21 protein-coding genes are annotated in these 21,652 nt (G+C 71.4%); 16 read left to right on the forward strand and 5 right to left on the reverse strand.

What is annotated here, in order from left to right:
* Positions 1-20 precede the first annotated feature (20 nt).
* Complete coding sequence (sfsA, locus tag ACTB72_RS01010; RefSeq protein WP_463035109.1) at positions 21-725, forward strand: DNA/RNA nuclease SfsA; 705 nt, start codon at positions 21-23, stop codon at positions 723-725.
* A 225-nt stretch (positions 726-950) separates the two neighbouring features.
* A complete protein-coding gene (gene map / locus ACTB72_RS01015) occupies positions 951-1,763 on the forward strand; it encodes a type I methionyl aminopeptidase (protein ID WP_463035110.1) in 813 nt (270 codons plus the stop codon).
* A gap of 12 nt (positions 1,764-1,775) precedes the next feature.
* Here map and ACTB72_RS01020 read toward each other — a convergent pair whose 3' ends face one another.
* Positions 1,776-3,071, reverse strand: a complete 1,296-nt coding sequence (locus ACTB72_RS01020) for an adenylate/guanylate cyclase domain-containing protein (protein WP_463035111.1) — start codon at positions 3,069-3,071, stop codon at positions 1,776-1,778.
* A gap of 387 nt (positions 3,072-3,458) precedes the next feature.
* Here ACTB72_RS01020 and ACTB72_RS01025 point away from each other — a divergent pair, with 387 nt between their 5' ends.
* From ACTB72_RS01025 to cdd, 8 genes are all read left to right on the forward strand, one after another.
* Positions 3,459-4,463, forward strand: a complete 1,005-nt coding sequence (locus ACTB72_RS01025) for a BMP family lipoprotein (protein WP_463035112.1) — start codon at positions 3,459-3,461, stop codon at positions 4,461-4,463.
* A 179-nt stretch (positions 4,464-4,642) separates the two neighbouring features.
* The gene (locus tag ACTB72_RS01030) at positions 4,643-5,653 is read left to right on the forward strand and encodes a BMP family lipoprotein (protein ID WP_463035113.1); all 1,011 of its coding nucleotides are present in this window, start codon (positions 4,643-4,645) and stop codon (positions 5,651-5,653) included.
* A 43-nt stretch (positions 5,654-5,696) separates the two neighbouring features.
* Entirely contained in the window at positions 5,697-7,244 is a 1,548-nt protein-coding gene (locus ACTB72_RS01035; RefSeq protein ID WP_463035114.1) for an ABC transporter ATP-binding protein, read from the forward strand.
* Positions 7,245-7,352: 108 nt separating this feature from the next.
* Positions 7,353-7,730, forward strand: coding sequence for a hypothetical protein (locus tag ACTB72_RS01040; protein WP_463035115.1), 378 nt, complete (start codon positions 7,353-7,355; stop codon positions 7,728-7,730).
* A 10-nt stretch (positions 7,731-7,740) separates the two neighbouring features.
* Positions 7,741-8,862 (forward strand): ABC transporter permease, encoded by a 1,122-nt coding sequence (locus tag ACTB72_RS01045; RefSeq protein WP_463035116.1) that lies wholly within the window; start codon positions 7,741-7,743, stop codon positions 8,860-8,862.
* Positions 8,863-8,865: 3 nt separating this feature from the next.
* Positions 8,866-9,831, forward strand: coding sequence for an ABC transporter permease (locus tag ACTB72_RS01050; RefSeq protein ID WP_463035117.1), 966 nt, complete (start codon positions 8,866-8,868; stop codon positions 9,829-9,831).
* The gene (locus tag ACTB72_RS01055; protein ID WP_463035118.1) at positions 9,831-10,427 is read left to right on the forward strand and encodes a histidine phosphatase family protein; all 597 of its coding nucleotides are present in this window, start codon (positions 9,831-9,833) and stop codon (positions 10,425-10,427) included. Before ACTB72_RS01050 ends, ACTB72_RS01055 begins: the two co-directional genes overlap by 1 nt.
* Before the next feature lie 10 nt (positions 10,428-10,437).
* A complete protein-coding gene (gene cdd / locus ACTB72_RS01060; protein WP_463035119.1) occupies positions 10,438-10,842 on the forward strand; it encodes a cytidine deaminase in 405 nt (134 codons plus the stop codon).
* 160 nt (positions 10,843-11,002) lie between these two features.
* Here cdd and ACTB72_RS01065 read toward each other — a convergent pair whose 3' ends face one another.
* Entirely contained in the window at positions 11,003-11,617 is a 615-nt protein-coding gene (locus ACTB72_RS01065; RefSeq protein WP_463035120.1) for a hypothetical protein, read from the reverse strand.
* A 109-nt stretch (positions 11,618-11,726) separates the two neighbouring features.
* Between ACTB72_RS01065 and ACTB72_RS01070 the strand changes: the two genes are divergently transcribed.
* Genes ACTB72_RS01070 through add form a run of 5 tightly spaced genes read left to right on the forward strand, consistent with a single transcriptional unit; the run spans position 11,727 to position 16,819 of the window.
* Positions 11,727-12,512, forward strand: coding sequence for a purine-nucleoside phosphorylase (locus tag ACTB72_RS01070; protein ID WP_463035121.1), 786 nt, complete (start codon positions 11,727-11,729; stop codon positions 12,510-12,512).
* On the forward strand, positions 12,509-13,291 hold the full coding sequence (deoC, locus tag ACTB72_RS01075) for a deoxyribose-phosphate aldolase (RefSeq protein WP_463035122.1): 783 nt from the start codon (positions 12,509-12,511) through the stop codon (positions 13,289-13,291). The genes ACTB72_RS01070 and deoC overlap by 4 nt, the downstream gene beginning before the upstream one ends.
* Positions 13,291-14,613 carry a thymidine phosphorylase gene (gene deoA, locus ACTB72_RS01080; protein ID WP_463035123.1) on the forward strand — a complete coding sequence of 441 codons (1,323 nt, stop codon included), beginning with the start codon at positions 13,291-13,293 and terminating at the stop codon, positions 14,611-14,613. Before deoC ends, deoA begins: the two co-directional genes overlap by 1 nt.
* Positions 14,610-15,839, forward strand: coding sequence for a phosphopentomutase (locus tag ACTB72_RS01085; protein WP_463035124.1), 1,230 nt, complete (start codon positions 14,610-14,612; stop codon positions 15,837-15,839). Before deoA ends, ACTB72_RS01085 begins: the two co-directional genes overlap by 4 nt.
* Entirely contained in the window at positions 15,836-16,819 is a 984-nt protein-coding gene (gene add, locus ACTB72_RS01090; protein WP_463035125.1) for an adenosine deaminase, read from the forward strand. The genes ACTB72_RS01085 and add overlap by 4 nt, the downstream gene beginning before the upstream one ends.
* Here the strand turns inward: add and ACTB72_RS01095 are convergent.
* From ACTB72_RS01095 to crtD, 3 genes are all read right to left on the reverse strand, one after another.
* On the reverse strand, positions 16,816-18,084 hold the full coding sequence (locus tag ACTB72_RS01095; protein WP_463035126.1) for an ABC1 kinase family protein: 1,269 nt from the start codon (positions 18,082-18,084) through the stop codon (positions 16,816-16,818). The genes add and ACTB72_RS01095 overlap by 4 nt on opposite strands.
* A gap of 131 nt (positions 18,085-18,215) precedes the next feature.
* The gene (locus ACTB72_RS01100; protein ID WP_463035127.1) at positions 18,216-19,064 is read right to left on the reverse strand and encodes a carotenoid 1,2-hydratase; all 849 of its coding nucleotides are present in this window, start codon (positions 19,062-19,064) and stop codon (positions 18,216-18,218) included.
* Positions 19,061-20,629 (reverse strand): 1-hydroxycarotenoid 3,4-desaturase CrtD, encoded by a 1,569-nt coding sequence (crtD, locus tag ACTB72_RS01105; protein WP_463035128.1) that lies wholly within the window; start codon positions 20,627-20,629, stop codon positions 19,061-19,063. The genes ACTB72_RS01100 and crtD overlap by 4 nt, the downstream gene beginning before the upstream one ends.
* Before the next feature lie 147 nt (positions 20,630-20,776).
* On the opposite strand from crtD, the gene ACTB72_RS01110 reads away from it, so the two are divergent.
* A complete protein-coding gene (locus ACTB72_RS01110; protein WP_463035129.1) occupies positions 20,777-21,652 on the forward strand; it encodes a polyprenyl synthetase family protein in 876 nt (291 codons plus the stop codon).

A 21,652-nucleotide genomic window follows, 5' to 3' on the forward strand; every position in this document is an offset into this window, starting at 1 on the left:
CCCGGGTCAGACCGCGGGCCATGAAATTCTCCGCCCCCCTGATCGAAGGCGTGCTTGCGCGCCGTTATAAGCGGTTTCTGGCCGACGTCACGCTGCCTGATGGACGCGAGGTCATCGCCCATGTCGCCAATCCCGGCGCGATGACCGGACTGGCCGAGCCCGGGAGCCGGGTCTGGCTGGAGCCGTCGGCGGACCCGAAGCGCAAGCTGAAATGGTCGTGGCGGCTGGCGGGGCTGGCGGGGGGCGGCCTCGCCTGCGTCGACACCGGGGTTCCCAACAAGGTGGCGGGCGAGGCGCTGGCGGCGCGCGCGATTCCCGAATTCGCCGGCTACGGAACGGTCCGGCCCGAGGTCCGCTACGCCGAACGCTCCCGCGTGGATTTCCTGCTGAGCGGGCCGGGGCTGCCGGACTGCTATGTGGAGGTGAAGGCGGTGAGCCTCTCGCGCCGCCGGGGCCTCGCCGAATTCCCCGATACGGTCACCGCGCGGGGCGCCCGCCACCTGGACGACCTGGCGACGATGGTCGGGCAGGGCGCACGGGCGGCGATGCTCTGCATCGTGCAGCGGACCGATTGCGCGCGGATGCGGATCGCGGACGACATCGACCCGGCCTATGCCGCCGCCTTCGCCCGCGCGCGGGCGGCGGGGGTGGAGGCGATGGCGCATGCCGCGATCATCGACGCGGGCGGCGTGGCGCTGGGTCCGGCGCTGCCGCTGGAGGACTGAAGCCTACCCCCCGCGACAGGTCGCGAAAGGGGTGGAGCCGGACCGCGCCAGCGCCTATATCCCCCTCCGCGGGCCCGACGCCCGCCCCCTCCCCGTGCGGCCCGAGGCTCGATGCCCCAGGCGGCGCGCGTCGGCGCCCGCGACGTCCGGAGCCGTCGCATCCGCGGCCGCCTTGGGGTACCATGCGCGTCGAAGGGCGCAGACGAGCGAAAAAGGATCAGGCCCATGGACGCACCGCAGCCGGCCATCACCGCCGAGGGCATCCGGGTCTATCGTCCCGAAGATTTCGAAGGCATGCGCGTCGCCGGTCGCCTCGCGGCCGAAATCCTCGACCGCATCGGCCCGGCCGTGGTCCCCGGGGTCAGCACCGCCGAGCTCGACGCCGCCATCGAGGCCGACGTGACCGCGGCCGGCGCGGTGTCGGCCACCATCGGCTACCGCGGCTATCGCCACGCGTCCTGCATCTCGGTCAACCATGTGGTCTGCCACGGCATTCCGGGACCCAAGAAGCTCAAGGACGGCGACATCCTCAACATCGACGTCACCGTGATCGTCGACGGCTGGTATGGCGACAGCTCGCGCATGTATGTCGCCGGCAGGCCCAACCGCAGGGCCGAACGGCTGGTCGAGGTGACGCATGAGGCGCTGATGCGCGGCATCTCCGAAGTGCGGCCCGGGAACACCTTCGGCGACATCGGCGCCGCCATCCAGAGCTATGTGGAGGCCGAGCGCTGCTCGGTCGTCCGTGATTTCTGCGGCCATGGCCTCGGGCGCGAATTCCACGAGCCGCCCAACGTCCTGCATTTCGGCCGCCACGGCGCCGGCGCGGTGCTGCGCCCGGGGATGTTCTTCACCATCGAGCCGATGGTGAATCTCGGCCGGGCCGAGACCAAGACCCTGGCCGACGGCTGGACCGCGGTGACCCGCGACAAGAGCCTCTCGGCCCAGTTCGAGCATTCCATCGGGGTGACCGAGACCGGCTGCGAGATCTTCACCCTGTCGCCGGGCGACTGCTTCCACCCGACCTGGGAGCGCTGAGGCCTTTCCGCCTCAGTCGGCGGCCCCGCCGTCCGGCGCGACCTCGGGCAGAGTGAACAGCTCCGTCTCGCCGGGGATGCCGCGCAGGGCGCGGGCGCCGAGGCTGACCGTCTCGCCCGAGTAACGCGCCGCGAATTCGGCCGAGGCGATGATTGGCGCGCCGGTGGACTTGCTCGCATCCTCCAGCCGCGCCACCTGGTTCGCTGCCGGCCCGGTCACGGTCATGTCCATGCGCCGGTCGGTGCCGACATTGCCGTACATCACCCGCCCCACATGCAGGCCGATGCCGAAGGCGATGGGCTCCAGCCCCTCCGCCGCGCGGCGGAGGTTCAGCGCCTCGCCCCGCGCCAGCGAATCGAGCGCGGTGCGCGCCGCCGCCTCGCACATCGCGGCGGCGGAGCGGGCCTGCCCCTCGATCGGGAAGATCGCCAGCAGCCCGTCGCCGATGAACTTCAGCACCTCCCCGCCATGGTCGAGCACCGCGTCGGCGGTGCAGTCGAAATAGTCGTTCACCGTGCGGAGATAGCGGCCGAGCGCCAGTTCCGACGACAGCTGGGTCGAGCCGCGCATGTCGCTGCACCACAGGACGCAGTCGATCAGCCGTCCGTCGCCCTTCTGGACATGGCCGAGCATCACGTTGCGCCCCGAAAGCCGCCCCAGATAGGTGTCGAGCAGCGCCTGGGCGAAGCTCTCGGCGATGGCCGACTTGATCACCAGCGCGATGGGCAGCGCCAGCGCGCGCAGCCGGTCGAGGTCGGCGTCCGAAAACCCCTCCGGCCGGCGGGTGGCGAAGGAGCACATGGCGCATTCCATGCCCTCGATCTCGGCTTCGAACGGCGTCGCAAGCGGTTTTTCGAAGCTGACGAACAGCGCCAGATAATCGGTCAGCCCCTGCGCGTGCAGCTGGGCGAACAGCGGGAAGCGGACGCGCGCGGTGGCGTCGGCCAGGCGGTGGCGGATCTCGGGCAGGCCGCGGGCGAACATGTAGTAGAACGGCGCGTTCTTGAACGCCTCGGTGGTCAGGTCGCGCCGCGTGCGGGTCTGGATCGCGGCGCCGTCGCGCTCTGCGTCCCAGGTCAGATCCATCGCCCCCAGCACCGGGTGCAGCATGAACCCGCCGAGATTGATGCGCGCCACCGGAATCCCGGCCTCGACCAGTCGGCGGCCGAGCGCGGGGATGGTGTCCGACAGCCGCGACTGGCGCAGCGCGCGCTGCAGGAGCCAGGACGCGAGGTCCGTATCCGCGGAGGCGCCCGACGCGGGAACCGTCGCGTGTCCCGCCAGCGCGGCGGGGGTGAAGCTGTCCATCCGGTCGTGGTCCCGTCCGCTGCGCGTCGCGGCCGGGCGGGGCGCGCCCCCGTCGATCCGCCTCTGACAAGGTTATGGGCCTGCGGAGGCGCTTGGCAAATCACGAGGCTGGGCGCGGGGCGTCAACGGCGCCCGTCCTGTCCCGGCGGAGGCGATTCCCGGTTGCCCAAAGCGGTTCCGGCCGCCCCGCGCGACGTTTCCCCTGCGTCGACCCTTGCCCTGTCCACGATTCCGCGCGAGCGTGGAGGTCGCAGCTGGTCCCGCGCCCGGGACCGCGCGCCCTGGGGGGCCGCGTCCCTTGGAAGCGCATTCGGGCGGGAAGTCCCGGCGCACCCGACAGGAGGACCGGCCCACCCCCGGTCCGCGAGGCAAAGGAACGCAAGCACGATGATCCGCACCCTTCATGCCGCCGCCTCGGCGCTCGCGCTCGGCGCCGTCGCCGCCGCCGCGCCGGCCTCGGCCGAGGTCAAGCCGGCCGTGGTCTACGACCTCGGCGGCAAGGCCGACAAATCCTTCAACGAAGGCGCCTATGACGGCGCCGAGAAGTTCAAGGCCGAGACCGGCATCGACTACGCCGGCTTCGAGATCCAGAACGACGCCCAGCGCGAGCAGGCGCTGCGCCGCTACGCCCAGCGCGGCTACGATCCGATCATCGCCATCGGATTCTCGCAGGCCTCGGCGGTGGAGAAGGTGGCCAAGGAGTTCCCCGAGAGCCATTTCGGCATCGTCGACATGGTGGTCGATCTGCCCAACGTCCGCTCGATCCTGTTCAAGGAGCAGGAGGGGTCGTATCTGGTCGGCGTGCTGGCCGCGATGGCGTCGGAAACCGGCAAGGTCGGCTTCGTGGGCGGCATGGACATCCCCCTGATCCGCCGGTTCGAATGCGGCTACAAGGGCGGCGTCAAATCGGTCTCGGCCGATGCGGAGGTCTTCGCCAACATGACCGGCACCACCGGCGCCGCCTGGACCGACCCGGTGCGGGGCGGGGAGCTCGCGAAGTCCCAGTTCGCCCAGGGCGCCGACGTGGTCTACCACGCCGCCGGCGGCACCGGGCTCGGCGTCATCCAGGCGGCGGCGGACGAGGGCAAGCTCGCCATCGGGGTCGATTCCAACCAGAACGACGTCGCGCCGGGCAAGGTGCTGACCTCGATGCTCAAGCGCGTCGACATCGCCGTCTACGACGCCTTCATGGACGTGAAGAACGGCGAATGGTCCGCCGGCTTCGAGGTGCTGGGCCTGGCCGAGGGCGGCGTCGACTACGCCATGGACGACAACAACAAGCCGCTGATCACCGCCGACATGCTGAACGCGGTCGAGGCGGCGAAGGCCAGGATCATCTCCGGCGAGATCACGGTCCACGACTACATGTCCGACAGCGCCTGCCCCTACTGACCCGGGCGCCCGGCGTCGCGGCGGAGCCTCCGGGCCCCGCCGGGGCGTCCTGCGGTCCCGCGGGGCGGTTCGGCCCGCGGGACCGGCCCGCCCCCTCCGAACCTGTCCGCCCCCGCCCGATCCCCTGTCGCTCGCGCCCTGCCGCGACCCGGCGCCTCGCCCTTGTCTGGAGACACGGCATGACCCGCCTGCTCCGCGCCGCTGCGGCGGCGACGCTGATCGCCGCGACGCTCGTCGCCCTTCCCGTGCCGGACGGCCTGCGGGCCGAGCCCGCGCTGGTCTATTCGACCGGCGGGAAATTCGACAAGAGCTTCAACGAGGGCGCGTTCCGCGGCGCCCGGGAGTGGTCCGAGGAAAGCGGCGAGCCCTTCGCCGAATTCGAGATCGACGGCCCCGCCCAGTCGGAGCAGGCCCTGCGCGCCGCGGCGCGCCGGGGGTTCGACCCGGTGGTCGCCATCGGCTTCACCCATGCGGCGCCGCTGGCCAAGGTCGCGCCCGAATATCCCGGCGCCCATTTCGTCATCGTCGATTCCGTGGTGGACCAGCCCAATGTCCGTTCCATCGTCTACCGGGAGCACGAGGGCGGCTTCCTGGTCGGGATGCTGGGGATCATGGCCTCCAAGACCCAGGTGCTGGGCTTCGTGGGCGGCATGGACATCCCCCTGATCCGCAAGTTCGCCTGCGGCTACATCCAGGGCGCGCGCGCCGCCAACCCCTCGGCCGAGGTGCTGGTCAACATGACCGGGGACACCCCCGCCGCCTGGTCCGACCCGCTGCGCGGCGCGGAGCTGGCGATCAGCCAGATCGAGCGGGGGGCCGACGTGATCATGCAGGCCGCCGGCGGCACCGGGCTCGGCGTGCTGCAGGCGGCCGCCGACCGCGACGTGCTGGGGATCGGCACCGATTCCAACCAGAACTGGATCCATCCCGGCCACGTGCTGACCACCATGCTCAAGCGGGTCGACGTGGCGGTGCAGGAGGTGTTCTCGGAAAGCGGCGGCGCGTTCAAGCCCGGCATCTCCAGCCTCGGCGTCGCCGAAGGCGGCATCGGCTGGGCGTTGGACGGACATAACCGCGACCTGATCACGCCCGAGATGGAGCAGGCCGCCAACAAGGCCGCGGAACTGATCGCCGACGGCCGCATCAAGGTCCATGACAGCACCACGGAGGGCCCGTGTCCGGTGAAATGAAAGCCGTCAGCCGCGACGCCGGCGCCCCCGGGGAGCTGCCGCGATGAGCGGCGCCGCGCCGAAGGCCTTCGCCGCCCGGCCGCCGGCCATCGAGCTGGTCGGCATCTCCAAGAGCTTCGGCGCGGTCCACGCCAACCGCGACATCGCCCTGCGGGTGGAGGCGGGGACCATCCACGGCGTGATCGGCGAGAACGGGGCGGGGAAATCCACCCTGATGTCGATCCTCTACGGCTTCTATCAGGCCGATTCCGGCCAGATCCTGGTGGCCGGGCGCGAGGCGAGGATCCCCGACAGCCAGGCCGCCATCGCGCTCGGCATCGGCATGGTCCACCAGCATTTCATGCTGGTCGAGCCGTTCACCGTCTTGGAGAACGTCATGCTGGGGGCCGAAGGCGGGGCGTTGCTCAGCCGCGGCCGGGTCAAGGCGCGGGCGGAACTCACTCGTCTCGCGAAGGAATACGACCTGCGCATCGACCCTGACGCGGTGGTCGGCGACCTCCCCGTGGGCCAGCAGCAGCGGGTGGAGATTCTCAAGGCGCTCTATCGCGGCGCCGACATCCTCATTCTCGACGAGCCGACCGGCGTGCTGACCCCCGACGAAGCGGACCAGTTGTTCCGCATCCTCGCCCAGCTGAAATCGCAGGGAAAGACCGTCGTCCTCATCACCCACAAGCTGCGCGAGATCATGGCGATCACCGACGCCTGCTCGGTCATGCGCCAGGGCCGGATGGTGGCGACGCGGGCGACTGCCGACACGTCGGTGGAGGCGCTGGCCGAGCTGATGGTCGGCCGCCGCGTGCTGCTGACGGTGGAGAAGGGACCGGCGACCCCCGCCGAAGTGCGCCTGAAGGTCGAGGGCGCCCGCGTCGTCGACGGCCAGGGGGTCGAGCGTCTGCGCGGCGTCAGCCTCGAGGTTCGCGCCGGCGAGATCGTGGGCATCGCCGGGGTCGCCGGCAACGGCCAGTCCGAGCTTCTGGAGGCCATCGCCGGCATCCGCCCGCTCGCCTCCGGGACGATTGAATTGTGCGGCAAACCTTGCGCGGGGACCGGCCCGGCGGGGCTCAGGGCCGAGGGGCTCGCCCATGTGCCGGAGGACCGTCACCGCATGGGGCTGGTCACGAAATTCGACGCGAAGGAGAACGTGATCCTCGGCTATCACGACCGCCCGGAATACGCCTCCGGCCTGTTCCTGGACCGGGCCGCGATCCTGGCCGCCTGCAAGCGCCACATGGCCGATTTCGACGTGCGCCCGCCGGCGCCGGACCTGAAAACCGCGAATTTCTCGGGCGGGAACCAGCAGAAGATCGTGCTCGCCCGCGAGATCGAGCAGGACCCCGCCGTCCTCATCGTCGGCCAGCCGACCCGAGGCGTCGACGTAGGCGCCATCGAGGCCATCCATCGCCGCCTGATCGAGCTCCGCGACGCCGGCAAGGCGATCCTGTTGGTGTCGGTCGAGCTGGACGAGATCCGCGCCCTCTCGGACCGGGTGCTTGTGATGTTCGACGGCCGCGTGATGGGCGAACTCCCGGGCGACGCCGGGGAGCGGGAGATCGGGTTGTTAATGTCGGGCGTCGAGGCCGCCCATGCGTAGGGCGGGTGCAAACCCGCCGTCCTCGGCGGTCGATGGAGCGCCGGGTTGTGGCCGGGCATGGCGGGTTCGCACCCGCCCTACAAAGCCACATCTTTTGAAAGAAGCGTCATGACGCGCTCTGATCTAACGTTCTGGATAGAGATTTTCCAAGCCCTACTCGTGCCAACCGTCGCGCTGGCTGCATTCCTGCTAGGGATTTGGAATCACCGCTTGGCGCGTTTGCGTCGCGACGATGAGTTGTTTGACCGCCGCTTTGCGATTTTCCAGAATTTCTTAAAAATTGTTGCGAATCCTGAGCGCTTTGAAATCGATGGCAGGCCGCATAAGCGCATCAACGTCTCTTACATTGCTGCGGAAGCTGAATTCTTGTTTGACTCTACAATATCAGATCATATGCGAGAAGTTGAGGCTTGGGTTGCTGACCCCAGATCCGTCCATGTATTTAGCGAGATAGTCGCTCCGTTTCGTGTATTCCTAAGGCGATGAGGCTCGATCCATGAACGCCCAACTCCCCCGCTGGGTCGACCTCGGCCTGATCCCGCTGCTGAACCTCATCGCGGCCTTCTTCGTCGCGGGGCTCGTCGTGCTGGCCATTGGCGAGGATCCCATCGAGGCGGTCCAGCACATCCTCTACGGGGCGCTGGGCTTCGGGGAGGGGATCGGGTTCACGCTGTTCTACGCCACGAACTTCATCTTCACCGGGCTCTGCGTCGCGGTCGCCTTCCATGCCTCGCTGTTCAATATCGGGGGGGAGGGGCAGGCCTATATCGGGGGGCTCGGGGTCGGGCTGGTGTGCCTCGCGCTCGACCATTACCTGCCGTGGTGGATCATCGCGCCGCTCGCGGCCATCGGCGGCGCGGCGTTCGGGGCGGCCTGGGCGATCGTGCCGGCCTATCTGCAGGCCAGGCGCGGCTCCCACATCGTGATCACCACGATCATGTTCAATTTCCTCGCCGCCTCGCTGATGGTCTACCTGCTGGTCAATGTCCTGAAGGTCCCCGGCGCCATGGCTCCGGAATCGCGGACCTTCGAGGAGGCCGGGCGGCTGCCCAAGCTGGACGGGTTCCTCGGGCTCTTCGGGCAGGACATCGGGGGCGCGCCGGCGAACCTGAGCTTCTTCCTCGCGCTCGCCGCCTGCGTCTTCGTGTGGGCGCTGATCTGGCGGACGCGATTGGGGTATGAGATCCGGACCTTCGGCGCCAACCCCACCGCGGCGATCTACGCCGGCATCAACCCGGTGAAAATCACGCTGGTGGCGATGGCGCTGTCGGGCGGGCTTGCGGGGCTGATGGCGATGAACCCGGTGATGGGGGACCAGAACCGCATGTTTCTGGACATCGCGGGGGGCGCGGGCTTCGTGGGCATCGCGGTGGCGCTGATGGGGCGGGCGCATCCGGCGGGGGTGGTGCTGGCGTCCTTGCTCTTCGGGATCCTCTACCAGGGCGGCGCCGAGCTCGCCTTCGAGATGCCGGCGATCACCCGCGACATGGTGGTGGTGATCCAGGGGCTGGTGGTGCTCTTCGCCGGCGCGATGGAGTTCATGTTCCGTCCTGCCGTCGCGCGGATCTTCGCGGCGCTGCCCGGGGCCAAGTCAGTTGGCAAGGCGGGGGAGGCCTGAGCGATGTTCGACGCGCTGATCCTGATGCTGGATTCGACCGTCCGGCTCTCCACCCCCCTGCTGCTGACCGCGCTGGCGGGGCTTTATGCGGAACGCTCGGGCGTCTTCGACATCGGACTGGAGGGCAAATTGCTGATCGCGGCCTTCGCGGCGGCGGCGACGGCGAGCGTCACCGGATCGGCCTGGATGGGGGCGCTGGCGGGGATGGGGGCGTCGATCCTGTTCGCGCTGCTGCACGGGCTCGCCTGCATCACCTATCGCGGCAACCAGATCGTGTCGGGCGTGGCGATCAATTTCCTGGCGGCCGGACTGACCGCGCTGCTGGGCGCCGCCTGGTTCCACCAGGGCGGCCGCACCCCCCCGCTGACGGGGGGCGAGCGGTTCGGGACCCTTACGCTGCCCTTCGCCGACAGTCTCGCCGACGTCCCCGTGATCGGCGGGATCTATTCCGAGCTGCTGTCGGGCCACTACCTGCTGGTCTACGTGGCCTTCGCGGCGGCGCCGTTCTCGTGGTGGGTGCTTTACCGCACCCGCTTCGGGCTGCGGCTGCGCGCGGTGGGCGAGAACCCGGCGGCGGTGGATACGGCCGGGATCTCGGTGGTGCGGCTGCGCTATCTGGCGCTGGTCTGCGCCGGCGCGCTCTGCGGCCTGGCGGGGGCGTATCTCTCGGTCGCGCAGTCGGCGGGCTTCATCAAGGACATGTCGGCGGGCAAGGGCTTCATCGCGCTCGCCGCCCTGATCTTCTCCAAATGGCGCCCGGTTCAGGTGATGTTCGCCTGTCTGCTCTTCGGCTTTCTCGACGCCGCCGCCATCCGCCTGCAGGGGCAGGACCTGCCGCTGATCGGCGCCGCCCCCGTGCAATTGATCCAGGCTTTGCCGTATATCCTGACCGTGGTGCTGCTGGCGGGCTTCATCGGCAAGGCGATTCCGCCGAAAGCCGGAGGCACGCCCTATGTGAAGGAGCGGTGATGCGCGACCATGCCGACCCGAGCCTGCGGGAGATGGAACTCGTCATCCTGCGCCATTGCGAAAAGGCGGGCGAAGGCCTCTGCGATCCGCTGACCGAGCGGGGGGCCGCCGACGCCATCCGCCTTGCGGACCGGCTGGAAGGGGAGGGCGTCGACGCCATCTTCGCCTCGCCCTATCGCCGCAGCCAGGAGACGATTCTGCCGTTCGCCAAGCGCATGGGGCTCGAGATCATCGTCGACGGACGCCTGCAGGAATGGCAGATCAGCCCCAGCGCGCTGCGCGAGATGCGTACGCTCGCCCCCCAGGTGACCGGCGACCGTCATTTCCGCGCGCCCTGGTCGGAGACGATGCACGAGGTCTGGGACCGCACCGAGGCCGCGCTGAAGGCGATCCGCGACAGCGGCGCGAAGAAGCCGCTGCTCGCCTGCCATTTCGGGGTGCTCTGCATCGCGCTCACCCATCTGGGCGACGACTTCGCCTACGAGCAATGGCGCGGCGTCTCCCAGCCGACCGCGATGCATGTGCATCGCGGCATCTGGCGCAAGCTGGAGCTGGCGGGCGCACCCGCCGCCCCGGCCTCGTCGGCCGACGATTGAGGACGCGCCCGTGACCGGACCCGAAGACCTGTTCCACGCGGCGCTCGCCGCGCGCAAATCCGCCTACGCGCCGTTCTCCAATTTCGCGGTGGGGGTGGCGCTGCGCACGCAGAGCGGCGCGATCCATTCCGGCGCCAACATCGAGAACCAGTCGTTTCCGGAGGGCTGGTGCGCCGAGACCACCGCGATCAGCCACATGATGATGGCGGCGAAGACCGACGACGATCGCCTGATCGTGGAGGTGGTGGTGGCCGGGGAGCTCTCCACTCCCCTCACCCCCTGCGGCGGCTGCCGCCAGCGCCTGGCCGAATTCGGGCGCCCCGACACCATGGTCCATTCCGCCAACGCCCAAGGGATTCGCGCCAGCTGGACGCTGGCCGAGCTGCTGCCGGCCGGCTTCGCGATGGACGGCTGAGGCGCCGCCCGGATGCCGGCCGTCGCCGGCGGCGCGCACGGCCATGACGCGGGGGGGCGCGGCGGTTTCGGCGAAACGGACGCGCGAAAATCCGGGAGCCGATCAGGCGCAGGGCGCGAACCTCAGCCTGCCCCCCTCCGCGCCGCCCCCGCGTTTCGTCCTACGAACAGCCCTCGACATACTGGATGCTCGGGCCGCCGGCATGAATCGCGTCGACGAGGCCATCGGCCCCGATCTCGAAGCGCAGGCCGCGGGCTGCGGGGTCGTCGGTCCACCCGCGGGCCTGCGGGCCGTTGACGGTCCACACGGTCTTGTCGATCCCGCCCGGCACGTATTTGGCGGGCGTGGTCGAGATGCGGCGTCCGTAGGCCGCGTCGACGGTCGAGGCGGGGTCGCCGATCCCCACGCCCTTGTCGGTGCGGATCGTCGCGCCCTCGCCCAGGCTCACCCGGGTCAGCCGTCCATCCTCGATCATCAGCCGCAGACCCGGAGGGGCGCCGGTGGGCGCGCCCTCGATGCAGACCCCCTCGCCGGCCTGGTCGAACAGCGTCCCGCCGCCTTCCGGGCTGAAGGCGCGCGCGATCTTCGCCGCGCTCATCCCCACGCCGAGCGGCCCGTAGCCCTCCGCCGTCAGGGCGGAACCCGTCGGGGCGACGGGCGTGAGCGTCGGCGCGCCGATCCGCGCGGACAGGTCCGAATCCATCCCCGGCTGGGGCGCGCAGCCCGCCGCCAGGGCTCCGGCCACCGCCAGAACCGTCGAAATCCGCAGCGTCATCGTCCGCCTCCCCTTGCCTTCCCCCCGCTTCAACTGGCGCGTCGCGGTCAAAAAGACTAGATGCGAAAGGATCCGCCGCCGCGTCGGCGCCGAGCGAGAGGAAGCGCGCATGACCGAAGCCGCAGACATGATCCGCGCCCGCGCGGGCGACGCGCCGGTGCGGCTGGGCCTCGTGCTCGGCTCCGGCCTCGGCGCGCTGGGGGCCGAGCTCGACCACGCCCACGCCTTCCCCTTCGCAGATCTGCCGGGGTTTCCCGTTTCCGGCGTCTCAGGCCATGAAGGCGCGCTGGTGGTGGGGGATCTCGAGGGCGTGCGGGTCGCCCTGCTGTCGGGCCGGGCGCATTATTACGAGAACGGCGACGCGGGCGTGATGCGCACGCCGCTCGCCACAATCAAGGCGCTGGGAGCGGAGGCGGTGCTGCTGACCAACTCGGCCGGATCCCTGCGCGAGGAGATGCCCCCGGGATCGCTGATGTCGCTCTGCGATCACATCAATTGGTCCGGCCTCAACCCGCTGATCGGGGAGGCGACCGACGACCGCTTCGTGTCGCTTGTCGACGCCTATGAGCCCCGCCTGCGGGCCCGGCTGAAATCCGCCGACCCGGATCTGAACGAGGGCGTCTACGCCTGGTTCTCCGGCCCCAGCTTCGAAACCCCGGCCGAGATCCGGGCCGCGCGCGTCCTCGGCGCCGACGCGGTCGGCATGTCCACCGTGCCCGAGACCATCCTCGCCCGATTCCTGGGGCTCGAGGTCGCCGCCGTCTCGGTCGTCACCAATTACGCCGCCGGGATGACCGGCCGCCCGCTGAGCCATGCCGAGACCAAGTCCGAGGCCGCCAAGGCCCAGACCCGGTTCCGCGCCCTGGTCCGCGCCTTCGTCAGGAGCTTTTCATGAACGACGCCGCCGAGAAACCCGAGCCGACGCTTGCGCGGAACGCCGCCCGCGCGCTCGCCTGTCTCGATCTCACCGACCTCAACGACGATTGCGACGAAGAGGCGGTCCGCACGCTGGCCGGGCGGGCGGTGACGCCTTTCGGCTCGGTCGCGGCGCTTTGCGTCTGGCCGCGCTTCGTGTCGCTGGCGCGCGAGGCGGTGGCCGCCGACGTGAAGATCGCGACCGTCGTGGTGTTCCCCACCGGCCTCGCCACCGATGAGGAGGCGATGGACCAGACCCGCGCCGCGATCCTCGACGGTGCCGACGAGATCGACATGGTGATCCCCTATCGCGACCTGATGGAGGGGCGCGGCGCCACCGTGCGCGCCCGGGTCGAGCGGGTCAAACGCGCCGCCGGAACCGCGCCGGTGAAGGCGATCCTGGAGACGGGGGTGCTGGAAAGCGGTCGGATGATCGCCGACGCCGCGCGGCTCGCCATCGAGGGCGGGGCGGATTTCCTCAAGACCTCCACCGGCAAGGCCCCGGTCAACGCCACGCTGTCCGCGGCCGAGATCATGCTGGGCGCGATCGCCGAGCACGGCAAGGGCCGGGTCGGCTTCAAGGCCGCCGGCGGCGTGCGCAGCACCACGGAGGCGGCCGCCTATCTCGACGTCGCCGACCGCATCATGGGACCGGACTGGGCGGGGCCCGCCACCTTCCGCTTCGGCGCCTCGGGCCTGCTCGACGCGCTGCTCGCCACCCTGCGGGGCGAGACGGCGGCGCAGGGGGCGGGCTACTGATGCTGCCCCAGGAGATCATCCTCAAGAAGCGCGGCGGCGGCATGCTGACCCCCGCGGAGATCCGGTTCTTCGTCGAGGGCCTGACCTCGGGCGCGGTGACGGAAGGCCAGGTGGCGGCGCTGGCCATGGCGGTGTTCTTCAAGGGCCTCGACATGGATGAACGCGTGGCGCTGACCCTCGCCATGCGGGATTCGGGCGAAGTGCTGCGCTGGGATCTGCCCGGGCCGGTGGCCGACAAGCATTCGACCGGGGGGGTGGGGGACAACGTGTCCCTGATGCTCGCCCCGGCGCTGGCCGCCTGCGGGGTGTTCGTCCCGATGATCTCGGGGCGGGGGTTGGGGCATACCGGCGGCACGCTCGACAAGCTCGCCTCGATCCCCGGCTATGACGTGGCGCCGGGGGCCGAGGCGCTGCGCCGCGTGGTGGCCGAGGTCGGCTGCGCGGTGATCGGCCAGACGGCGGAGATCGCGCCGGCCGACAAGCGATTCTACGCGATCCGCGACGTGACCGGGACCGTCGAAAGCCTCGACCTGATCACCGCCTCGATCCTGTCGAAGAAACTGGCCGCGGGGCTCGACGCGCTGGTGCTGGATGTGAAGGCCGGGTCGGGCGCCTTCATGGGCACGGTGGCGGAGGCGAAGGCGCTGGCCGCCGCCCTGGTCGGCGTCGCCAACGGGGCCGGGTGCCGGACCTCGGCGCTGGTGACGGGCATGGACGAGCCGCTGGCCTCGGCCTGCGGCAACGCGGTGGAGGTCGCCAACGCGGTCCGCTTCCTGACCGGGGCGGAGGTCGACGCCCGGCTCTGGGATGTCACCGTGGCGCTGGGCGGAGAGCTTCTGTTCCTCACCGGCATCGCCGCGGACGCCGAGGCCGGGCGCGCGCGCCTCTCCGCCGCGCTCGAGGACGGGTCTGCGGCGGAGCGGTTCGGGCGCATGGTCGCCGCGCTCGGCGGGCCGGCGGATTTCGTGGAGCGGTTCGACGCCTACCTGCCGGTCGCCCCGATCATCGTCGACGTGCCGCCCCCCGCCTCCGGTCTGGTCCAGAAGGTCGACGGACGCGGTCTCGGCAATGCGGTGGTGGAACTCGGCGGCGGGCGCAGGCGGGCGGCGGACGAGATCGACCCGCGCGTCGGCCTCACCCATTGCGCCGGCATCGGCGCGCTGGTCGACGGGGATTTCCCGCTCGCCCGCATCCACGCCGCCACCCGCGACGACGCCGACCGCGCCGCCGCAAGGGTGCTCGCCGCCTACACGGTGGGGGACGAAGCGCCCGAAGACGCCGACCCCATCCTCTCCCGCCTCGGCCCCGAGGACGTGGCATGACCCGCGCCTTCCTCTTCGTGATGGACAGCGTCGGCATCGGCGGCGCGCCGGATGCCGAGGCGTTCGGGGACGCCGGGTCCAACACGCTGCTCCATATCGCCCAGGCCTGCGCCGAGGGGCGGGCGGACACGGGGCGCGCCGGGCCGCTGTCCTTACCCAATCTCTCGCGCCTCGGCTTCGGCGACGCCTGCGCGGCGTCCTGCGGGGTGTTCCCGCCGGGGCTCTCCCCCTCGCCCGACGCGACCTGGGCCGTGGCGCAGGAGGTTTCGCCCGGCAAGGACACCATCACCGGGCATTGGGAGCTCGCCGGCGCCCCCCTCACCCGCAACTGGCATTACTTCCCGAAGACCGAGCCGACCTTTCCCGCCGACCTCTCCGCCCGCATCGTGGCGGAGGGGGGGATCCCGGGCTTTCTCGGCGACGCCCACGCCTCGGGCACCGAGATCATCGAACGCCTGGGGGAGGAGAGCGTGCGGACCGGGCGGCCGATCCTTTACACGTCGGCCGATTCCGTCCTTCAGATCGCCGCGCATGAGGACGCCTTCGGGCTGCCCCGCCTGCTGGCCTTGTGCGAGACGGTGCGCGCCATCCTCGTCGACATGGGGCTGCTGGTGGGGCGGGTGATCGCGCGGCCGTTCCTCGGGACCTCCGCCGCCGACTTCAAACGCACGCCGAACCGGCGCGACTTCGCGGTGCCGCCGATGCGCCCGACGCTCTGCGACCGGGTGGTCGCGGCGGGCGGGCGCACGGTGGGCGTGGGCAAGATCAAGGACATCATGTCGGGCTCCGGCATTTCGGAAAGCCTCAAGGGCGCGGATGACATGGCGCTGTTCGATCTGGCCGTGGGCGCGATCCGCGACGCCGGTCCGGGCGATTTCGTCTTCGCCAATTTCGTCGAATTCGACAGCGAATACGGCCACCGCCGCGACGTGCCGGGCTACGCCGCCGCCCTCGAACGTTTCGACGCCCGCCTGCCCGAAGCGCTGGCGGCGCTGCGCCCCGGCGACCTGCTGATCGTCACCGCCGACCATGGCAATGACCCCACCTGGACCGGCGCCGACCACACGCGCGAGCGGGTCGCCGCGCTTTGCGCCGGGCCGGGGCTGACGCCGGGCGGGCTCGGGATCCGGTCCTTCGCCGATGTCGGCGAGACGCTGGCCGCGCATCTCGGCCTCGCCCCCGGTCCCCATGGCAAGAGCTTTCTGGACGGGAGGATCCCCCGATGACCGACCTCCGCACGCTCCCCAAAGTCGAGCTGCACCTGCATATCGAAGGCGCAGCCCCGGTGGCGCTGGTGGCCGAGATGGCCGCGGCCCGCAACATCGCCACCGACGACCTGATCGGGCGGGACGGCTTCTACATCTGGCGCGGGTTCACGGAATTCCTCGCGGCCTACGACCGGGTGGCGGCGATGTTCGTCAGCCTCGACGACCACAAGCGCCTCGCCGAGGCGGTGCTGCGCGAATGCGCCTCGCACGGGGTGGTCTATGCGGAACTGGCGATTTCGTCGGATCATGCGGCCGAAGGCGACCCGGTGCGCTGGGCCGAATACCTCGCCGCGATCTCGGAAGGGGCTGCGGCGGCCGAAGCGGAGACCGGCATCGTCGCCCGCTTCATCCCCACCTGCATCCGCGGCCTCGGGCCGGAACGCGCCCGCGCCGCGGCCCGGCTCGCGGTCTCCCCCGGGCATCCGCGCATCGTCGGCCTCGGCCTCGCGGGGGACGAGCGGATGCACGCGCCCGCCGACTTCGCCCCGGCCTTCGCCATCGCGCGGGAGGCGGGGCTCGGCCTCACCGCCCATGCCGGCGAATTCGGCGGGCCGTCGAGCGTGACCCAGGCGCTCGACGCGCTGCATCTCGACCGGGTCGATCATGGCGTGCGCGCGGTGGAGGACCCCAATCTGGTGGAACGCATCGCGGATCGCGGCGTGCATCTGGCGACCTGCCCGGGTTCGAACCTGGCGCTGGAGGTCTATGACGACTGGGGCGTTCACCCCATCGCGGGCTTGCGCAAGGCGGGGGTGTCGGTCGGCGTCTCCACCGACGATCCGCCGTTCTTCCGCACCGACATGACCCGCGAATACACCGCCCTCTCGGCCGCCTTCGGCTGGGACGAGGCCGAGTTCCGCGCCATCGCCCGCGCCAGCCTCGACGCCGCCTTCTGCGACGACGCCACCCGCGCGGCGCTGGCCAAGCGGCTGGTCTAGGGCGCGAGGCGGGGCGCGAGCAGGGCGTCCAGGTCCACCCGGGCCCGCAGCCGGCTCGCCAGCAGATAAAGACCCCCGGCCTTGCGCTGGATGTGCAGCGCGTCGAGCGGCGGGGGGATCCAGGCGTCGTCATCGGCCAGCAGCGCCGCGCCCGCGTCGCGCAGGCGGGGGGCGAGGTCGGAGGTCGCGAAGTCGAAGACCCCCGGCGCCCGGAGCGCTGCGAAGGCGAGCTCGGCCATGTCCAGCATCGCGCCCGCCGTGGCGGGCGGGGCCTCGGGGGCGAGAAATCCGATGTCGGTCAGCGCTGCGCGCACCGCCTCGCGGTCGCCCGCCATTCCGGCGCGGAGCAGGGCCTGGAAGCCCACCACCGTCTCGGGCGCGAAGGTCCGGGTCGCGCCGAAATCAAGCAGCACGATCCGCCCTTCCTCCGGCGCATAGCGGAAATTGGCGAAGTTCGGGTCGGTCTGCATCATGCTGAAATCGAAGAGCTCTCGAAGGAACAGTCCGATCAGCTGCGCGGCGATCCGGTCGCGGGTGGTCTGGGGGGCGTCGGTCAGGCTCTCGATGGGCACGCCCTCGACGAAATCCATGGCGAGGATCGAGGGCGTGGTCAGGTCCGCGTGCAGCCGCGGCACGATGAAGGCCGGGTCGCCTTCCAATCGTGCGCCGAAATCGGCCAGCGCCCGGCCCTCGCGGGCATAGTCCGCCTCCTCATGCAGCTGGGCGCGCGCCTGCTCGATCAGCGACGCCAGCGCGACGCCGCGGGGCAGGAGGCCCGACATGCGGATCAGCGCCGCCACGTTGCGCAGGTCGCTGTCGATGCTCGCCCGCACCCCGGGATATTGCACCTTGATCGCGAGGTCGCGGCCGTCGCGGGTCCGGGCGCGGTGCACCTGACCGATGGAGGCGGCGGCGACGGGTCGGATGTCGAACCGCGCGAAACGGCCGAGGAAATCCGGCCCCCAGCCGGCGACGAGCGCCTTCTTCAACTGCGCGGGCGGCATGAAATGCGCGTCGGCGCGCAGATGGGCGAGGATCTCCGCCAGCTCGGGGGGCAGAAAATCCTGCGTCTCCATCGAGATCAGCTGGCCGAGCTTCATCGCCGCCCCGCGCATCCGCGCAAGCTCGGAAGTCAGGCGCAGGGCGTTGGCGGGGGTGAGCAGGAGGTCGCGCAGCTGCGGCCGCTCCCCCGCGCCCAGCTGGCGCGCGCCCGCCGCGGCCATGCCGCCCGCGAGACCGGCGGCGAGGCCGCCGAGCCGGGTCATGCGCGCGAGACGCCCGCTCGGAACGGCGAGCCCGCGCGGGACGAAAGGTTTTCGGTCCATCGGCTCCTGCCCGCTGCGATTGGGGTCGGAGCGGAACTTAGCGCACCGGGGGCCGGCTGCGAGGCCCGCGGTCAATCCGTCCCGACACGAGGTCTCCCGCGTCGGCGGGGAATGCGGAAGGCCAGCGCGGCGCGGACCAGCGGATGGGCGAAACGGTCGAGGTCGAGGGATTCGTGCATCGCCAGCCCCTCCGCCCCATCGATGCGGGTCCGGATGGCGGAGCGGACGTAGAACGGCGCGTCGAGCAGCGTGCGGAGCGTCCGCGGCCGGACGCCGGGATCGGCCCGGGTCTCGCGCGCCACCCGCCAGAAACCGCGGGGCAGGGGGGCGGGCTCGAGCGCATCCACCCTCCGCACCCCCCCGGCGTCGTCGAAACCGAGGCCGAGCGCCATGCGCCCGCCATCGCGTCGCTCCACGTCATAGAGCGCGGTCGACCGTTCCGGCCCGTGCAGGCAGCTCCAGTGCCAGCGCCGAAAGTCGGCCTCCAGCGGACGGTCGCCGGCGTTGGCGTCGAAATAGCCCTCCCCCTCCCAGCGGAAATCCGGACGTTCGAACCCCACTTCGGCGCGGGACCGCGGCGCGTAGGGGCGCCAGATGTGGTGGGCCTCGGGGTCGAGCCGCACCTCCACCCCGCTCAGCGCCGTGGGGCGGATCACGAGGCGGCCCCGCACCCGGTCGAGATGGGGGAAGGCGCGCTCGTCGAGGCTTGCGGTCAGCGTCCCGCCCGCCCATTCAAGCGTGCTTCGCCCGATGCGCAGGCGGGTGGCGCCGCGCTCGACCTCTCCCGCGCCGCGCTCGGTCATCGTCCAGCGGCCGCCGGGGCCCGACAGCACCACGTTCACGCAGCAATGGTTCAGCGGATCGCGCCGCCCCGCCCAGACATACCAGGGCGAGAATACCGAGCCGATGAAGAAGATCACCGAAACCGCGCGCCGCGCCTCATGGTCGATGGCGTCGAGATACCACCAGGCGTAGCCGCCCGGCGGAACCTCGGCGTCGAAGCGAGGTCCGAGAGCAGGGCCTGCGCCGCCAGGCCGCCGGACAGGGTCGCCATCGGCGCTCCAGGCCCCGGATGCGTGCCCCCGCCCGTCAGGTAGAGGCCTGGCAGCGCGGTGCGCGCCGTCGGTCGCTTCAGCGCCGCCGTCTCCCCGTGCGGGCTGGTCCCGTAGATCGAGCCGTCCGTCCCCGGGAACCGCTTCGCGAAATCCCTCGGCGTGGTCAGGGCGGCGCGGTCCGGCGGGGGGGAGAGCCGAAGGTTCCAGGCCGCCAGGCGGCGGGTCAGTGTGGCCAGGCATGCTGCATGCTCCTGCGGATCGTCGCGGCCCTCGGGCATGGGCGGGGCGTTGAGGATGATTTCGAAGCGCTCGAGGCGCGGGGGCGCGTCGGGCGCGGCGTCGCCGCGATCCTGGGCGCAGATGTAGATCGTGGGGTCGGGGGGGCGGGCGCCGCGGGCGATGGGGTCGAACTCGTCGCGGGCGGAGGGGGCGAAGAGCACGTTGTGGTGGATCAGCGGGAAACCCTCGGCTTCCGCCGCGAAGGCCCAGACGTCGGCCGACAGCGATCTTTGCGCGGCCGCGCGGGGGCGGGCGCCGGGGATGGGGCCGAGCAGCCCGCGGGCGAGCGCGTCGGGGTCGCCGTTGAACACCACGGCGTCGGCGGGCAGGCGTTCGCCATCCGCGAGGATCACGCCGGAGACCCGGCCGCCGTCGGTCAGGATGCGCGTGACCGCGGTCCCGTAGCGCAGATCGGCTCCCGCCCGCGCGGCGAGGCCCGCCACAGCGGCGGCGAGCCCGTGCAGCCCGCCCTCGACCCGCCAGACGCCAGACGCCTCCGCATGCCATACCAGCATCAGCATGGCCGGCGTCTGGAAGGGGGAGCCGCCGACATAGGTGGCGTAGCGCCCGAACAACTGGCGCAGGCGCGGGTCGGAGAAGGCGCCGCGCAGCGCCCCGGCGAGGCTGCGCCCCGGGGCCATGTCGCGCAGAAGGCGAGGCGCGGAGGACGCCAGCGCGCGGGAGACCGACAGCGCGGTCGGCTGCTCGGCCCGCATGAACGGCGTCTCGAAGGCGGTGAACAGGCGTCGGGCGCGGTCGGAGAAGGCGGCGAATTCCGCCGCCGCGCGCGGCCCCGCGAAGGCTGCGACCGCGGCTTCGGACTCGGCCGGGTCGGCATAGAGGTCGAGGCGCGAGCCGTCCTCCCACCCATGCCGCGCCAGCCGGCGCGAGGCGATCAGGCGGACATGCGCGTCGAGATCCTCGCCCAGATCGTCGAAGAGCGCGTCGAACACCCGCCGCATGGTCAGCACCGTGGGGCCCGCGTCGATCGGGCCGGCGGGGCTCGCGACGGCCCGCGCCTTGCCGCCGGGGGCGGGCGCGCTTTCGACCAGCGTCACCCGGCAGCCCGCATGCGCCAGCCGCGCCGCCGCCGCCAGGCCGCCGAAGCCCGCCCCCACCACCACCACTCTGTTGTCCGAAGAAAGCGCCATGATGTATTATTTTATTGACGGAATGTCGCCGTCTGTCCAGTTTGATTGACATATGGCGGCGAGCGAGACCGCCCCGTTCGCGCAATCCGCGCGTCCGACCCCTCGGGCGAAGCCCATCGGGCCGGGACGCAGCCAGGGAGAATGTCGATGGACGCCGCCTCCAGGATCGAAGCCGCGCTGCGCGGCGTGATGCGTCGCCGGCGGGAGGGCTCGGGTCCGCCGCGCCTCGCCGACGCCATGGACCATGCCGTATTTCCGGGCGGGGCGCGCGTGCGCCCGCAGCTCTGCGTCGCGGTCGCCGCGGCTTGCGGCGACGATGCGCCGGAGCTGGCCGACTCGGCCGCCGCGGCGGTGGAGCTGATCCATTGCGCCAGCCTCGCCCATGACGATCTGCCGTGCTTCGACGACGCCGGCGTGCGGCGGGGGCGCGCCTCGGTCCACGCGGCCTATGGCGAATCGATCGCGCTGCTCGCCGGCGACGCCCTGATCGTCGCGGCGTTCGAGGCGCTGGCCGACGGTTGCGCGGCCTCGGGCAGCCATGCGCGGCTGGGCGGGCTGGTGACGACGCTCGCCCGCTTCTCCGGCGCGCCCTTCGGCATCTGCGCGGGGCAGGCGTGGGAAAGCGAGACCACGGTCGACCTTTCCGCCTATCACCAGGCCAAGACCGGGGCGCTGTTCGTGGCGGCGACCCGCATGGGCGCGCTCGCCGCCGGCGCCGATCCCGACCGGTGGGAGCTGATGGGCGCCCGGATCGGGGAGGCCTATCAGGTCGCCGACGATCTGCGCGACGCGCTGCTGACCGAGGCGGAGCTGGGCAAGCCCGCCGGCCAGGACCTGGCGCTCGCCCGGCCGAGCGCGGTGACCGAGCTCGGCGTCGCCGGCGCCGTCCGGCGTCTGACCACGATTCTCGAGGAGGCCGTCGCCTCGATCCCCGATTGCCGGGGCGCGGGGGCCCTGCGCGAGATCGTGCGGTTGCAGGCCAAGCGCCTGACCCCGTCCGGTCTCGTCGAGGCCGCCGCCTGA

The sequence above is a fragment of the Albimonas sp. genome, assembly GCF_055129145.1.